Here is a 15,281-nt window from a genome sequence, read left to right on the forward strand (position 1 = left end):
CATGCGATGCTTTCGAGACGAGGCCGCTTTTGTTGGTGATTCGTCGAATTGACAAATCCCGGGTTTTGGATGAAGGTAGGCGCACCCAAATCAAACGGGCGTATGAATTGAGCGTTTGGTAGTAAGACAGTTCTTACAGCTCCCGGCTACCGCATCGACGGGTGTGCCTGAAGGTTTAGCGTTTCATCGACGATAACGTCGTAGTCGCGCCAGATTTCAGCGTCCGGTGTGTATTGTTCAGCTTCCATATCGTGGAGATCAGTTGATGATTTACGAAGGTAAAGCCATCACGGTTACGGCTCTTGAGAGCGGCATCGTCGAATTGAATTTCGACCTCAAGGGTGAGTCCGTCAACAAGTTCAACCGTCTCACCCTCAACGACCTGCGTCAGGCGGTGGATACCATCAAAGCCGATGGCTCCATCAAAGGCGTAATTGTCACCAGCGGCAAAGACGTGTTCATCGTCGGTGCTGATATCACTGAGTTCGTCGACAACTTCAAGTTGCCGGACGCAGAGCTGCTGGCTGGCAATCTTGAAGCCAACCGGATTTTCAGTGATTTCGAAGATCTTGGCGTACCTACCGTGGTAGCCATTAACGGTATCGCCTTGGGTGGCGGTCTGGAAATGTGCCTGGCTGCAGACTACCGAGTGATGTCCAGCAGCGCCAAAATCGGCCTGCCTGAAGTCAAACTGGGTCTTTATCCTGGTTTCGGCGGTACTGTTCGTTTGCCGCGTATCGTCGGTGCTGACAACGCTATTGAGTGGATTGCCTCCGGCAAGGAAAATCGCGCTGAAGACGCCCTGAAAGTCGGTGCTGTGGATGCTGTTGTCGCTCCTGAAAAGCTTCAGGAAGCCGCGCTGGACCTGATCAAGCGCGCCATTTCCGGTGAGTTCGATTACAAGGCCAAGCGCCAGCCGAAACTCGAAAAACTCAAACTCAACGCCATCGAGCAGATGATGGCCTTCGAAACAGCCAAAGGTTTCGTCGCCGGTCAGGCTGGTCCGAACTATCCGGCTCCGGTTGAAGCCATCAAGACCATTCAGAAAGCCGCGAACTTCGGTCGTGACAAGGCGCTTGAAGTCGAAGCCGCGGGCTTCGTCAAAATGGCCAAGACCTCTGCTGCGCAAAGCCTGATTGGTCTGTTCCTGAATGATCAGGAGCTGAAGCGCAAAGCCAAGGTTTACGATGAAGTCGCTAAAGACGTGAAGCAGGCTGCGGTATTGGGCGCTGGCATCATGGGCGGCGGCATTGCCTATCAGTCGGCTGTCAAAGGCACGCCGATCCTGATGAAGGACATTCGTGAAGACGCCATCCAGTTGGGTCTGAACGAAGCCTCGAAACTGCTGGGCAATCGTGTAGAAAAAGGCCGCCTGACTGCGGGCAAAATGGCCGAAGCGCTGAATGCGATTCGTCCGACGCTGTCCTACGGCGATTTCGGCAACGTCGATCTGGTGGTCGAAGCGGTTGTCGAGAACCCGAAGGTCAAGCAGGCGGTATTGGCTGAAGTCGAAGCCCAGGTAGGCGAAGACACGATTCTGGCTTCCAATACCTCGACGATTTCCATCAGCTTGCTGGCTAAAGCTCTCAAGTGTCCGGAAAACTTCGTCGGCATGCACTTCTTCAACCCGGTGCACATGATGCCGCTGGTTGAAGTCATTCGTGGCGAGAAGTCCAGTGAACTGGCAGTTGCCACCACCGTGGCTTATGCCAAGAAGATGGGCAAGAACCCGATCGTGGTCAACGATTGCCCGGGCTTCCTGGTCAACCGTGTGCTGTTCCCGTACTTCGGCGGCTTCGCCAAACTGGTCAGCGCCGGTGTTGATTTCGTGCGTATCGACAAAGTCATGGAGAAGTTCGGCTGGCCAATGGGTCCGGCGTACCTGATGGATGTGGTCGGTATCGACACAGGCCACCACGGCCGTGACGTCATGGCCGAAGGCTTTCCGGATCGCATGAAGGACGATCGCCGTTCAGCTATCGATGCCCTTTATGACGCGAAACGCCTGGGTCAGAAAAACGGCAAGGGTTTCTACGCTTACGAGACTGACAAAAAGGGCAAGCCGAAGAAGGTCACTGACTCTGCAGTGCTAGAAGTGCTCAAGCCGATCATCTACGAACAGCGTGAAGTGTCCGACGAAGACATCATCAACTGGATGATGATCCCGTTGTGCCTGGAAACCGTGCGCTGCCTGGAAGACGGTATTGTTGAAACGGCCGCTGAAGCTGACATGGGCTTGATCTACGGCATCGGTTTCCCTCCGTTCCGTGGCGGTGCTTTGCGCTACATCGACTCTATTGGTGTCGCTGAATTCGTTGCCCTGGCTGATCAATATGCTGATTTGGGCGCTCTGTACCACCCGACCGCGAAGCTGCGTGAGATGGCCAAAAACGGCCAGAGCTTCTTCGGTTAAGCGCCTTTCAGGAGTGAATGTATGAGTTTGAATCCAAGAGACGTGGTGATTGTTGACTTCGGTCGCACACCGATGGGCCGCTCGAAAGGCGGCATGCACCGCAATACCCGCGCCGAAGACATGTCCGCGCACCTGATCAGCAAGTTGCTGGAGCGCAATAACAAAGTCGATCCGGCCGAAGTCGAAGACGTGATCTGGGGCTGCGTTAACCAGACTCTGGAGCAGGGCTGGAACATCGCCCGTATGGCTTCGTTGTTGACCCAGATTCCACACACCTCGGCAGCCCAGACGGTCAGCCGACTGTGCGGTTCGTCGATGAGTGCGCTGCACACTGCCGCGCAAGCGATCATGACCGGTAACGGTGATGTATTCGTGGTTGGCGGCGTCGAGCACATGGGCCACGTCGGCATGATGCACGGTGTTGATCCCAACCCGCACATGTCCCTTTATGCCGCCAAGGCGTCAGGCATGATGGGTCTAACGGCAGAAATGCTCGGCAAAATGCACGGTATCACCCGTGAGCAACAGGATGCCTTTGGCGTGCGTTCCCACCAGTTGGCCCACAAAGCGACCGTGGAAGGCAAGTTCAAGGACGAGATCATCCCGATGCAAGGGTATGACGAGAATGGTTTCCTCAAGGTTTTCGACTACGACGAAACCATCCGTCCCGAGACCACTCTGGAAAGCCTCGCGGCTCTGAAGCCTGCTTTCAACCCGAAAGGCGGCACTGTGACTGCCGGTACCTCGTCGCAAATCACCGACGGTGCTTCGTGCATGATCGTGATGTCCGCTCAGCGCGCTCAGGATCTGGGTATTCAGCCTCTGGCGGTGATCCGTTCCATGGCGGTAGCAGGTGTGGACCCGGCCATTATGGGGTATGGTCCGGTTCCGGCGACCCAGAAAGCCTTGAAACGTGCAGGTCTGAGCATCGCTGATATCAACGTCTTCGAGCTTAACGAAGCCTTTGCCGCACAGGCCTTGCCAGTGCTGAAAGATTTGAAAGTACTCGACAAGATGGATGAGAAGGTTAACCTGCACGGCGGTGCCATTGCCCTGGGTCACCCATTTGGTTGCTCCGGAGCACGTATCTCTGGCACCTTGCTTAACGTCATGAAGCAAAATGGCGCCAATCTTGGTGTTGCAACAATGTGCATCGGATTGGGGCAAGGTATTGCTACCGTCTTCGAACGCGTCTGACGCGTTTGTTTGATGCGAGCCGGGGCCAGGTGCCCCGGCTTTTGTATTTTTGTAAAAGCCATTCCAGAAAGGTTTTTCAGTTTTTTTTCGCGAGGAGAGCAACATGAATTTACAGCCAGGGCTCTATCGCCATTACAAAGGCCCCGAGTACCGCGTATTCAGTGTTGCCAGGCACTCCGAAACCGAAGAAGAAGTAGTGTTCTATCAAGCGCTGTACGGCGATTACGGGATGTGGGTGCGGCCGTTGAGCATGTTTCTGGAGTCCGTCGAGGTTGACGGCGAGCAGGTCCCGCGCTTTGCTTTGGTTCAAGCTGAACCTAGCCTCTTTTCCAGGCCGTGAGGCGAGATCGAACACTATCCCGTGCTTGACCTCCTCTTGTAGCCACTATATATAGCGGGGCCTTGACAGGTTCCAACCGTCTTTCATTTTCAGTATTCAGGAATTTTCTGATCCATGGGCAAATCGCTGGTCATCGTGGAATCCCCGGCTAAGGCCAAGACCATCAACAAGTACTTGGGCAACCAATACGTGGTGAAGTCGAGTATCGGCCATATCCGAGACCTGCCCACCAGCGGTTCGGCTAGCGCCAATAAAGAACCCGTCAAGCGTGGCAAGGCTGCTGCTGGCGAAGGTCCGGTGCTCACGCCGAAAGAAAAGGCGAAGAAGCAACTGGTAGCGCGCATGGGCGTCGATCCGGATCACGGCTGGAAGGCCAAGTACGAAATCCTTCCGGGTAAAGAGAAGGTGATCGAAGAGCTGCGCCGCCTCGCCAAAGATGCTGACACCATCTATCTCGCGACGGACTTGGACCGCGAAGGGGAAGCCATTGCCTGGCACCTGCGCGAAGCCATTGGTGGGGATGACAGCCGCTACAAGCGCGTGGTGTTTAACGAAATCACCAAGAAAGCCATTCAGGAAGCATTCTCCAAGCCGGGCGAGCTGGACATCGACCGTGTCAACGCCCAGCAGGCGCGCCGTTTCCTGGATCGCGTCGTGGGTTACATGGTGTCGCCGCTGCTGTGGCAGAAAATCGCTCGTGGCTTGTCCGCAGGGCGTGTGCAGTCGGTTGCCGTGAAGCTGGTGGTGGAGCGTGAGCGCGAGATTCGCGCGTTCAATCCCGAAGAGTATTGGGAAGTGCACGCTGACCTGGGCACTGCCAAGGGTTCCAACGTGCGCTTTGAAGTGGCGCGGGAAAACGGCGAAGCGTTCAAGCCGCTGAACGAAGCCCAGGCCATGGCTGCCCTTGAAAAGCTCAAGGCTTCCAGCTACAGCATCGCCAAGCGCGAAGACAAACCGACCAGCAGCAAGCCTTCGGCTCCGTTCATCACGTCTACTCTGCAACAGGCCGCCAGTAACCGCCTGGGCTTTGGCGTGAAGAAAACCATGATGATGGCCCAGCGTCTGTATGAGGCGGGTTACATCACGTATATGCGTACCGATTCGACCAATCTTTCCGCTGATGCGGTAAGCATGGCCCGCGATTACATCGAGGCCGAGTTTGGCAAGAAGTACCTGCCGGAATCGCCAAACGTCTACAGCAGCAAGGAAGGCGCGCAAGAGGCTCACGAAGCGATTCGTCCTTCTGACGTCAACATGCATCCGAGCAAGCTGAGCGGCATGGAGCGCGACGCTGAGCGCCTGTACGAGCTGATCTGGCGTCAATTCGTGGCCTGCCAGATGCCTCCGGCGCAATACTTGTCGACCACCGTCAGCGTAGCTGCCGGGACCTTCGAGCTGCGCGCCAAGGGCCGCATCCTGAAATTCGACGGTTATACCCGTGCCTTGCCGCAAATGACCAAGCCGGGCGATGACGACGTGTTACCGGACATGGCTCAGGGCGAGACTCTCAAGCTGATCAAGCTGGACCCGAGTCAACATTTCACCAAGCCGCCTGCGCGTTACTCCGAGGCGAGCCTGGTGAAGGAAATGGAAAAACGCGGTATTGGTCGCCCTTCGACCTATGCGGCGATCATCTCGACCATCCAGGATCGTGGCTACGTCGCGCTGCACAACCGCCGTTTCTATTCGGAAAAAATGGGCGACATCGTTACCGAGCGCTTGTCCGAGAGCTTCTCCAACCTGATGGACTATGGCTTTACCGCAGGCATGGAAGAAAACCTCGATGACGTGGCTCAAGGTGAGCGCGACTGGAAGAACGTGCTGGACGAGTTCTATGGCGACTTCCGCAAAAAACTGGAAGTGGCTGAGGCGCCAGACAGTGGTATGCGCGCCAACGAGCCGGTAATGACTGACATTCCGTGCAAGGTGTGCGGGCGTCCGATGCAGATTCGGACTGCGTCCACCGGTGTGTTCCTTGGCTGCTCGGGTTACAGCCTGCCGCCGAAAGAACGCTGCAAAGCCACCGTTAACCTGACGCCTGGCGATGAAATCGCTGAAGATGACGAAGGTGAGTCCGAGTCGCGAGTGCTGCTTGGCAAGCATCGCTGCCACATTTGCAGTACGGCAATGGACGCTTACCTGCTGGATGAGAAGCACAAGCTGCACATCTGCGGTAATAACCCGGACTGCGTTGGCTTTGAAGTGGAAGAGGGTAACTACCGCATCAAGGGTTACGAAGGTCCGAGCCTTGAGTGCGACAAGTGCGGCAGCGAGATGCAGCTCAAGACCGGCCGCTTCGGCAAGTTCTTTGGTTGCACCAACCCTGAATGCAAGAACACTCGCAAGTTGCTCAAGAGCGGTGACGCAGCGCCACCGAAGATGGATCCGGTGAAGATGCCTGAGCTCAAGTGCGACAAGGTTGACGACACGTACATTCTGCGTGACGGCGCATCCGGGTTGTTTCTGGCGGCCAGTCAGTTCCCTAAAAACCGTGAGACGCGCGCGCCACTGGTTCTGGAAATTGCACCGCACAAGGACGAGATCGATCCGAAGTATCACTTCCTCTGTGAAGCACCGAAGAAAGATCCTGACGGGCGCCCTGCGGTAATCCGTTACAGCCGCAAGACCAAAGAGCAATATGTTCAGACTGAAGTAGAAGGCAAGCCAACCGGCTGGAAAGCGTTCTTCGACGGCAAAGCATGGAAGGTTGAAGACAAGCGTTGATCTGACGCCTGATTGAAGCCGAAGCCCTCGGTATGCTGGTCGTGCCGAGGGCTTTGTTGTTTTGGCTGGGTGGAACTCCGGTAGGAGCGAACTTGTTCGCGAGCTGTCGTGGCTGATACACCGCTTCGCGAACAAGTTCGCTCCTACCCAGACTGTGTGAAAACGTAGCGAGCGACGGCAAGACAAGGCAAAAACAGGCGAAAAACGGCCGGGGTCGCGTCCGACTCTAGTGTTCTAAATGAGCATTTTTCGCCTGTTTTTAACGCAGTATTGTGCGCGTAGCACCGAAGGTGCCCAGCCTGCAGTAGTTTTCACACAGTCTGTACCGGGAAGCATTTAATTGAGCTAATTTTGACAAGGCTTGGTTTCAGGTCTTGCTCATCGCTACGGAGGCTGCCGCCATGGCCCACGAACTCTATACCCGCACCAACCAGAAGATATATTTCGCCGGACTCGCCCTGGAGTCCATGGGCAAGGCGCAGGAAGGCCGGGCCATGAATGCGCAGGCGCTGTTACAGGCGGAGCGCGAGTCGGCGTTGTTCCATCTATATGGGGCCTTGCTGGGCTTGTGCCATGAGATTGCCGGCTACTACCGCCTGCCGCAGGCCAACGCGCTGCGTGCGGAAATGCTCCTGACGCAGGAGGTGCTGGAGGCATTGGCGATCCCGGAGATGGCCGAGCTGGTCGAGTTGGCTCAACACCGCGAAACCTGGCTGGCTCGGTTGATTGCAGCCTATAACGCCTTGTTCGAGCCGCCTCGTGCGCCGAAAAAAGTTAAAGGCGATGTAACACAACCGCTCATCGTGGCGGTCAATCTTGATGAAGAGCCTGAGCCTGAATTGACCCGCGAGGAGCTGGAAAGCTGGCGTCAGCAGCTCAAGGGGCTGGCGATTCGCTTTCGCGAAGGGTTGAGCGAGTGCTGATGAAATGCAGTGATGGATGGGCTAGGGGCTGAGTCGACAGGCTGCTACAATGCCCGCCTTTCGTGGAGTATTGCCCTGATGCCAACATCGTTTCTTGAAATTGTGGAATTGCCTGACGGCCGTATCGAGCTACGTCGTGCCGACGATGAAGGATCATTGGTAACGCTGGATTTCTCTGCTGATGCCAAAGAATTCCTGCAAGGGCAGCACGTAGAAATCGCCAAGGCAATGTTGAGTGTTGGCGTGCAAATGGCAGGTCGGCTGGCTGAAGGCGAGCTGGAAAAGGATACCGGCCCGCGAGTTCTTCACTGAGTTACCTCAGCCCGGACGAGTTAGCCCAGACGAATGTTCAGGCTCTGTGCATCCCCGAGTTTCGCCGCGCTGATCAGCTGTTGACGCAACCCGGTGCTGATCGGATTGATCCAGCTGACTACGGTATGACTGCGACCCAGTCGCAGTGCCTCACGCGCTAGCTCAAATGCACTCTGAGTACCACGCGGTTGCAATAACAGAATGCGCTCGCGGTTAAGCCCCGCATCACGCAGCCAGCTTTGCGTCAGGCTGGAAGGTGGTGCAATCAGTGTCAGCCAGCGAGCATCGGAGTCCTGGCTCAGCTCACGCAAGATCGGTGCGAGCAAGTTCAAACAGTTCCCAGCTGCGCCACGCAATGACAGCTCACTGAAAACCTCAGGTTCATTGTTCCATGACGGTTCTGCTGCTTCTTTCAGCATGGGCGCAATAGGTTGTGCCAGAAACGCCTCGAACAGCGGTAGTTGTGATTGCGGAGCCTGGACGAACTGCATGATGTCTCCTCAGCGGCGGATAACGCCGACGCTCAAACCTTCGATAACCAGTTCCTGATCCTTCAGATTCACCTCGATAGGTGCGAAGTCCGGGTTTTCGGCAATCAGCCAGACTTTGCTGCCTTCGCGCTTGAATCGCTTGACCGTTACTTCATCACCGATACGCGCTACCACGATCTGGCCATTTCGGGCCTCACGGGTGGTATGCACGGCGAGCAGATCACCGTCGAGGATGCCGACATCTTTCATGCTCATGCCATGCACCCTTAACAGGTAATCGGCACTCGGATGGAAAAATGCAGGGTTGATATTGCAGGACTCTTCAATATGTTGCTGGGCCAGAATCGGGGCGCCAGCAGCCACTCGGCCGATGACCGGCAGGCCGCTCTCTTCGGGCTTGGCTTCGAAGCCTGGAATACGGATGCCCCGTGAAGCGCCTGGAGTCATCTCGATTGCGCCTTTGCGCGCAAGTGCCTTCAGGTGTTCTTCAGCGGCGTTAGGTGATTTGAAACCCAGTTCCTGAGCGATTTCCGCACGAGTAGGCGGGTAGCCGTTGTCTTCAAGGCAGCGCTTGATGAATCCCAGAATTTCAGCTTGGCGTGGCGTCAGTTTAATCATGTGGATCGCTCTGTCTTTTTATACAGTGACTGGGATTATATACAGTGCGCGCCACTTGGCAATCGTCCTTTTGACCGGCGGCGCAAGGGCGTCCGGCGGCAGCGGCAGGGCGATCACCACATGAAAGGCTACAGCCCACGGTTTATATGGTTAAATACGCCGCTGTCAGGCTATGCAGCGTCACGGGGTTGACAGATACATAGTCTGAAACGTATGTTTCAAACAAGTGTTTGTCAGGCAGAGAACCATGGCCCAGTCGGAAACAGTTGAACGCATTCTCGATGCTGCCGAGCAGTTGTTCGCGGAGAAAGGCTTCGCGGAAACCTCGTTGCGGCTGATTACCAGCAAGGCGTCGGTCAATCTGGCGGCAGTCAACTATCACTTCGGTTCCAAGAAGGCGTTGATCCAGGCCGTGTTCTCCCGGTTCCTTGGGCCATTCTGTATCAGCCTTGATCGTGAGCTGGAGAGGCGCCAGGCCAAACCCGATCACAAGCCTACGCTGGAAGAGCTGCTGGAAATGCTGGTCGAGCAAGCGCTCGTCGTCCAGCCTCGCAGCAACAATGACCTGTCGATTTTCATGCGTCTGCTCGGCCTCGCTTTCAGTCAGAGCCAGGGCCACTTGCGACGTTATCTGGAAGACATGTACGGCAAGGTGTTTCGCCGCTACATGGTGCTGGTCAATGAAGCTGCACCTCGTATTCCGCCTATCGAGTTGTTCTGGCGTGTGCATTTCATGCTGGGTGCTGCCGCGTTCAGCATGTCGGGTATCAAGGCGCTAAGGGCAATCGCCGAAACAGATTTCGGCGTCAATACCTCCATTGAGCAGGTCATGCGCCTCATGGTGCCCTTCCTGGCTGCGGGCATGCGCGCCGAAACCGGTGTGAGTGACGCGGCCATGATTGCCGCGCAGCTCAAGCCGCGCACTAAAAGCAGCGCGACTGCCCCTGTTACTGCCAAGGCCTGACCGTTCGCACATTGCGCCTGGCTCGATGATCAAGCACCATTGCCCGGATTGGTTATCGGCAATGGTGTTTTTTTATGAGTTCTGGCCTGCAAGGCTCTTTAATGGTGGATGTCGCGGGCACCTGGCTGACCGCCGAAGATCGCCAGTTTCTGCGTCAGCCCGAAGTGGGCGGCCTGATTATTTTCGCGCGCAATATCGAGCATCCTCGTCAGGTTCGTGAGTTAAGCGCGTCGATTCGCGCGGTGCGACCTGATTTGCTTCTGGCGGTGGACCAGGAGGGCGGTCGTGTTCAACGTTTGCGTCAGGGATTCGTGCGACTGCCTCCCATGCGTTCAATCGCCCATCACCCGAATGCTGAACCTCTGGCCGAGCATTGTGGCTGGCTGATGGCGACCGAGGTGTTGGCGGTTGGGCTGGATCTGAGTTTTGCTCCAGTTCTCGATCTGGACTACCAGCGTAGCGCAGTGGTCGGTACGCGCTCTTTCGAAGGTGATCCGGAGCGCGCCGCGTTGCTGGCCGGTGCGTTCATTCGAGGCATGAACGCCGCAGGCATGGCTGCCACGGGCAAGCATTTCCCCGGCCATGGCTGGGCTGAGGCCGACTCTCATGTGGCGATACCCAATGATGAACGAAGCCTGGAGCAGATTCGCGCCAATGATCTGGTGCCCTTTGCGCGGTTGAGTCAGCAACTTGCTGCGGTGATGCCTGCGCATGTTATTTATCCGCAGGTTGACCCGCAACCTGCCGGTTTTTCCCGGCGCTGGCTGCAGGATATTTTGCGTGGCGAGCTGAAGTTCGACGGCGTGATCTTCAGCGATGACCTGTCCATGGCCGGGGCCCACGTGGTCGGCGATGCCGCCAGTCGTATTGAGGCAGCGTTGAGCGCTGGCTGCGACATGGGCCTGGTCTGTAATGATCGGGCTGCCGCAGAGCTGGCGTTGAGCGCAGCCCAGCGACTGAAGGTCAAACCGTCACCGCGTATCGCCAAAATGCGCGGTCAGGCGTTTGCCAGTACCGAGTATCCTCAACACCCGCGCTGGCTTGCCGCGCTTCAAGCACTGCGCAACGCGCAACTGATCGATTAAGGATTTCCATGACTGTTTACGCGATTATCGGTGGTACGGGCCTGACTCAGCTTGAGGGCTTGAACATTCGTCAGTCCCTGCCGGTGAATACGCCCTATGGCGTTCCGTCGGGTGAGATTCAGATCGGTGACTATGCCGGTCGCGAGGTCATGTTCTTGGCTCGCCATGGCCACCCGCATCGCTTTCCGCCGCATCAAGTGAACTACCGGGCGAATATCTGGGCCTTGAAGCACGCTGGCGCTGAGGCGATTCTGGCGGTCAATGCGGTCGGTGGAATTCATCCAGCCATGGGCACCGGCCACTTCTGTGTCCCTCATGATCTGATTGACTACACCAGCGGTCGCCAGCATACGTTTTTCGCTGATGACCTTGAGCAGGTGACCCATATCGACTTCAGCTACCCCTACAGTGAAGCGTTACGCGGGCGATTGATTGAAGCATTGGCTGCTGAAGGCTGTGAGTTCAGCGAGCGCGGTGTTTATGCCTGTACTCAAGGGCCGCGTCTTGAAACCGTAGCCGAGATCATCCGTCTTGAGCGTGATGGCTGCGACATCGTGGGCATGACCGGTATGCCGGAGGCTGCACTGGCTCGTGAGCTGGAACTGGAATATGCCTGTCTGGCGCTGGTGGTGAATCCGGCGGCGGGCAAGTCGTCGGCGGTCATCACTATGGCTGAAATTGAACAGGCCCTGCATGACGGGATGGGGAAAGTGAAGGCGACCCTGGCACGGGTGCTCGGCGCCGTTTGACAGGTTTCACGCTGTAGGAGCCGAGCTTGCTCGCGATGGCCTGATACACCGCAGTGCCTGAATCGCGGGCAAGCCCGGCTCCCACAAATATCGGCAGCTCCTACAGGGGCGTGATGTTCTTACTTCTTGCCCTTCTTCGCTTGAGCCGGTAGCGGCGCGAACAGCGCGGCAATGTCTTCGCTTCCCAGCTTCCAGTCACCCGTGACTCTGCCGTCCAGTACCCCGGACGCCAGTGCCGACTTCTCTTGTTGCAGGCGCTGGATTTTTTCCTCCACCGTGCCGCGGGCAATCATCTTGTAGACGAATACCGGTTTGTCCTGGCCGATGCGATAAGCACGGTCGGTGGCCTGATTTTCGGCTGCCGGGTTCCACCATGGATCGTAATGGATCACGGTGTCGGCTGCGGTCAGGTTAAGACCGGTGCCGCCTGCCTTCAGGCTGATCAGAAAGATTGGCAGCTTGCCCGCCTGGAAAGCCTGCACTGGCGTACGTCGATCGCGTGTCGAGCCGGTGAGCAAGGCGTACTCGATACCGCGTTGTTTCAGTTCGGCTTCGATCAGGGTCAGCATCGAGGTGAATTGAGAGAACAGCAGGATCTTGCGTCCTTCCGAGAGCAGTTCTTCGAACATCTCCATCAGGCTTTGCAGTTTGGCCGAATTGCCCTGGCGCGGATTAGCCGGCGCGCTGTTGACCAGGCGCAGATCACAGCAGACCTGGCGCAGCTTGAGCAGCGCTTCAAGAATGATGATCTGGCTGCGGGCTACGCCTTTGCGGGTGATCTCGTCGCGGACCTTCTTGTCCATGGCCAGGCGCACAGTTTCGTATACATCCCGCTGAGCTTCATTGAGCTCGACCCAGTGGATGATTTCAGTTTTGGGCGGTAATTCGGTGGCGACTTGCTCTTTGGTGCGACGCAGCAGGAACGGTTTGATCCTGGCATTCAGATGCTGCAGGCGCTCCATGTTGCCGTGCTTCTCGATAGGGTTTCGGTAGTTACTGTTGAATTCCTTGCTGCTGCCCAGCCAGCCCGGCATCAGGAAGTGGAACAGCGACCACAGTTCGCCCAGATGATTTTCCAGCGGAGTACCGCTCAGGCACAGGCGTTGCCTTGCATTGAGGCTACGTGCGGCTTGAGCCGCTTTGCTGTTGGGGTTCTTGATGTACTGCGCTTCATCAAGGATCAACGTGTGCAGGGGCAGCTTCGCCAGTACTTCCTCGTCCCGGGGTAGCAGGGCATAAGTCGTCAGAATCAGGTCGTATTGGTTCAGGTTGTCGAAATCAGCGTGGCGATTGGCCCCATACAAGGCCAGTACCCGCAACTGCGGCGTGAAGTTCTCGGCTTCATCCAGCCAGTTGGGGATCAGGCTGGTCGGCATCACGGCCAGTGCGGGTCGATCCAGGCGTCCTGCCTGTTTCTCCATGAGCAGGTGAGCCAGGGTCTGCAGGGTTTTGCCCAGTCCCATGTCATCGGCCAATACGCCGCCGACTTCCAGCTCGCGCAACGATTGCATCCAGCTCAGGCCTTCATGCTGATAACCCCGCAAGGTAGCGTTGAGCCCTTCGGGCACGATAACCGGAGCGTCCTTGATGTTGGCAAGCCGGTCCGCGAACTGACGCAGGCGGTCGCCGCCTTGCCAGCTCAGTGGCAAGTCATCGAGTTGCCCGAGTCGTGTGGCGTCCGCGGTGTTCAGGCGTAACGAGTTGCTGCCTTCTTCACGCCAATAGAAATCGCCCAGGGTGGCCAGTACGGGTTTCAGTCGGCCATAGGGCAGGGCGATCTGCACTGGGCCGCCGCCATTTTGAGTGAAGTGATTGAGTTGCACGAGCAGTTGTTCGTCGTCGCCACGCTTGGCAATTCCGGCAGCGCTCATTAATTCGGGGTGGCTGCGTAGCAGGTTGATCAGTATCGGCAACAGGCTCAGGCGTTCGCCGTTGACGATGATGCCCAGCTCCAGATCGAACCAGTCGCGCTCGGCCTCTTCATCGATGACGGCGTACCAATCGTCCACAGGCGTCACGTCGAAGGCAAAGTCGTCAGTGATAACGATTTCCCAGCCTTGCTCTTCAAGGTGCGGCAGGTCGTTGAGTACAAAGTGCAGCCATGCCTTGTCGTTGGGCAGGTCGAACATGTCGCCAGCGGTGTCCGGCAGCGCTTTGCTTTGCCGGGTTGCCACCCTGAAGCCCATATCCTGCAGAACCTGACGTTGCTGTCGTTCCAGCTCGCCCTGGCGACGAATGCGCAGGGTCTCGGTTTCCAGGTGTTCAATGATGTCGCTTTTCTGGTTAACCAGATCGCTGCCTAGCGAACTGACCAGAATGCTGACATTGGCCGTGCCGGTGGCGTAGTGCTTGCCGTAGCCAAAGGCGAGGGCGGCGCGGTGCTGAATGTGGCGCTGCATACGGCCGTTGCGCGGTTCATAGGCGCTGAACTCGACGCTCGCCAGCATCAGGCGCGGATGCGGCTTGATGTCATCGATCAGTCGTTCAGGCAGGGCGGGCGCTTTTTCGACGCGAGGCGGTTGTACCGAAGGTGTTGTATCCAGCGCAGCCTGCAAGGCGTTGCGGTTCTGCGGCGCATGAAGGTAAAACAAGGCCGCCACACAATGCTTGCAGTTCTCGCGCACCGGGCAGGTGCATTTGCAAATCAGGGCGTTCGCGAAGCGTAGCGGATCCCTGAATTTCAGGGTCTGTGTATAGACTTCCGAGCCTGAGCCTCGGCATGTCGTACGTGCCGAGTCCAGGTTGAGCTCTTCAAGCTGAATACGGTCTTCATGGGCATAGTCAAACCCCCGCTCAACGGTTCTGCTGGTAAATAAATCTGTCCACGACCAAGCGAGGACCTTTTCAAGATTGGACGACACAGTTCAGGACAGCCCTACGCCGTAGCGATGCTCGAATGGGAAAAGAAGCACGTGTTGCGCTACTTGAATAATTACAGGGGCGATACTTTCACCAGCATGGCCAGGCTCCCGTGGTCCATATAGATCAGTTCGCCGTTTTTGACCCGGGTGGTCTGTTTCAGGCGTTCGCTGCTGGTCAGCACACCGTGGGCATCAAGCTGATTGACCCAGAAGTCTGCCGCGATATCAGTGAAGCGTGCAATGCCTATGCTCAAGGTGCCTTCAATCGGGAAGTGCGCCCACTGTTCTTCGCCACTGGTCACGGCGACCTTGCTTGGCTCTGTGCTCAGGTTCTGTTGCCAGGCGCGGTGCAGCAGCACTTGGTAGGTGCCGCTGGCGTTGAGCTTGTCGGCCAGGTCTTTCAAGGCAATGCCGCGCTCACTCTGCGCATCAATTTTCTGCGCGTTGGCAGCCCAGTGCTCAGGCGCGATCTGACGCGTCGCAGCTGGCTCGCCCTGCTGGCGGAACAGGATCATTTCGACCTGAAAATTGCCATCGGCAAAGGCTGCTGGCGCGATCAGCGTCAGCAGCAGGATGAGTGAGTGGAGCACACGCATGGATGGAT

At 57.0% G+C, this 15,281-nt stretch carries 13 protein-coding genes; 9 read left to right on the plus strand and 4 right to left on the minus strand.

Going from position 1 to position 15,281, the window contains the following annotated elements; genetic code table 11:
* The first annotated feature begins 265 nt into the window (after window positions 1-265).
* The 6 genes from fadB to ACYASS_RS21990 all read left to right on the plus strand — a co-directional run bounded on the left by fadB (window position 266) and on the right by ACYASS_RS21990 (window position 7,909).
* Complete coding sequence (fadB, locus tag ACYASS_RS21965) at window positions 266-2,413, plus strand: fatty acid oxidation complex subunit alpha FadB (protein ID WP_463587671.1); 2,148 nt, start codon at window positions 266-268, stop codon at window positions 2,411-2,413.
* 21 nt (window positions 2,414-2,434) lie between these two features.
* A complete protein-coding gene (gene fadA, locus ACYASS_RS21970) occupies window positions 2,435-3,610 on the plus strand; it encodes an acetyl-CoA C-acyltransferase FadA (RefSeq protein WP_122666443.1) in 1,176 nt (391 codons plus the stop codon).
* A gap of 103 nt (window positions 3,611-3,713) precedes the next feature.
* Window positions 3,714-3,950, plus strand: coding sequence for a DUF1653 domain-containing protein (locus ACYASS_RS21975; RefSeq protein ID WP_122666444.1), 237 nt, complete (start codon window positions 3,714-3,716; stop codon window positions 3,948-3,950).
* A 114-nt stretch (window positions 3,951-4,064) separates the two neighbouring features.
* Complete coding sequence (gene topA, locus ACYASS_RS21980; RefSeq protein WP_463587672.1) at window positions 4,065-6,674, plus strand: type I DNA topoisomerase; 2,610 nt, start codon at window positions 4,065-4,067, stop codon at window positions 6,672-6,674.
* Between the two features lie 401 nt (window positions 6,675-7,075).
* Window positions 7,076-7,597, plus strand: coding sequence for a DUF6586 family protein (locus tag ACYASS_RS21985; protein WP_463587673.1), 522 nt, complete (start codon window positions 7,076-7,078; stop codon window positions 7,595-7,597).
* Window positions 7,598-7,675: 78 nt separating this feature from the next.
* A complete protein-coding gene (locus ACYASS_RS21990; RefSeq protein WP_027900631.1) occupies window positions 7,676-7,909 on the plus strand; it encodes a hypothetical protein in 234 nt (77 codons plus the stop codon).
* Between the two features lie 20 nt (window positions 7,910-7,929).
* Here ACYASS_RS21990 and sulA read toward each other — a convergent pair whose 3' ends face one another.
* Together sulA and lexA are read right to left on the minus strand one after the other, a co-directional pair.
* A complete protein-coding gene (gene sulA, locus ACYASS_RS21995) occupies window positions 7,930-8,400 on the minus strand; it encodes an SOS-induced cell division inhibitor SulA (RefSeq protein WP_463587674.1) in 471 nt (156 codons plus the stop codon).
* A 9-nt stretch (window positions 8,401-8,409) separates the two neighbouring features.
* Entirely contained in the window at window positions 8,410-9,018 is a 609-nt protein-coding gene (gene lexA, locus ACYASS_RS22000; protein ID WP_243245712.1) for a transcriptional repressor LexA, read from the minus strand.
* A gap of 247 nt (window positions 9,019-9,265) precedes the next feature.
* On the opposite strand from lexA, the gene ACYASS_RS22005 reads away from it, so the two are divergent.
* The 3 genes from ACYASS_RS22005 (at window position 9,266) to ACYASS_RS22015 (ending at window position 11,816) form a co-directional block, all read left to right on the plus strand.
* Window positions 9,266-9,982 (plus strand): TetR/AcrR family transcriptional regulator, encoded by a 717-nt coding sequence (locus ACYASS_RS22005; protein ID WP_463587675.1) that lies wholly within the window; start codon window positions 9,266-9,268, stop codon window positions 9,980-9,982.
* Window positions 9,983-10,068: 86 nt separating this feature from the next.
* Window positions 10,069-11,067, plus strand: coding sequence for a beta-N-acetylhexosaminidase (nagZ, locus tag ACYASS_RS22010; protein ID WP_463587833.1), 999 nt, complete (start codon window positions 10,069-10,071; stop codon window positions 11,065-11,067).
* A gap of 8 nt (window positions 11,068-11,075) precedes the next feature.
* On the plus strand, window positions 11,076-11,816 hold the full coding sequence (locus tag ACYASS_RS22015) for an S-methyl-5'-thioinosine phosphorylase (protein ID WP_243245710.1): 741 nt from the start codon (window positions 11,076-11,078) through the stop codon (window positions 11,814-11,816).
* 119 nt (window positions 11,817-11,935) lie between these two features.
* Here ACYASS_RS22015 and ACYASS_RS22020 read toward each other — a convergent pair whose 3' ends face one another.
* Both ACYASS_RS22020 and ACYASS_RS22025 read right to left on the minus strand, forming a co-directional pair.
* On the minus strand, window positions 11,936-14,677 hold the full coding sequence (locus ACYASS_RS22020; protein WP_463587676.1) for a DEAD/DEAH box helicase: 2,742 nt from the start codon (window positions 14,675-14,677) through the stop codon (window positions 11,936-11,938).
* A 71-nt stretch (window positions 14,678-14,748) separates the two neighbouring features.
* Window positions 14,749-15,273 (minus strand): CsiV family protein, encoded by a 525-nt coding sequence (locus ACYASS_RS22025; RefSeq protein ID WP_243245708.1) that lies wholly within the window; start codon window positions 15,271-15,273, stop codon window positions 14,749-14,751.
* Window positions 15,274-15,281: the final 8 nt, after the last annotated feature.

The organism is Pseudomonas sp. HP_14 (assembly GCF_055283875.1).

Coding starts and splice junctions, on each gene's coding strand:
- fadB (WP_463587671.1), top strand. CDS start 266: ATGATTTACGAAGGTAAAGCCATCACGGTTACGGCTCTTGAGAGCGGC.
- fadA (WP_122666443.1), top strand. CDS start 2,435: ATGAGTTTGAATCCAAGAGACGTGGTGATTGTTGACTTCGGTCGCACA.
- ACYASS_RS21975 (WP_122666444.1), top strand. CDS start 3,714: ATGAATTTACAGCCAGGGCTCTATCGCCATTACAAAGGCCCCGAGTAC.
- topA (WP_463587672.1), top strand. CDS start 4,065: ATGGGCAAATCGCTGGTCATCGTGGAATCCCCGGCTAAGGCCAAGACC.
- ACYASS_RS21985 (WP_463587673.1), top strand. CDS start 7,076: ATGGCCCACGAACTCTATACCCGCACCAACCAGAAGATATATTTCGCC.
- ACYASS_RS21990 (WP_027900631.1), top strand. CDS start 7,676: ATGCCAACATCGTTTCTTGAAATTGTGGAATTGCCTGACGGCCGTATC.
- sulA (WP_463587674.1), bottom strand. CDS start 8,400: ATGCAGTTCGTCCAGGCTCCGCAATCACAACTACCGCTGTTCGAGGCG.
- lexA (WP_243245712.1), bottom strand. CDS start 9,018: ATGATTAAACTGACGCCACGCCAAGCTGAAATTCTGGGATTCATCAAG.
- ACYASS_RS22005 (WP_463587675.1), top strand. CDS start 9,266: ATGGCCCAGTCGGAAACAGTTGAACGCATTCTCGATGCTGCCGAGCAG.
- ACYASS_RS22015 (WP_243245710.1), top strand. CDS start 11,076: ATGACTGTTTACGCGATTATCGGTGGTACGGGCCTGACTCAGCTTGAG.
- ACYASS_RS22025 (WP_243245708.1), bottom strand. CDS start 15,273: ATGCGTGTGCTCCACTCACTCATCCTGCTGCTGACGCTGATCGCGCCA.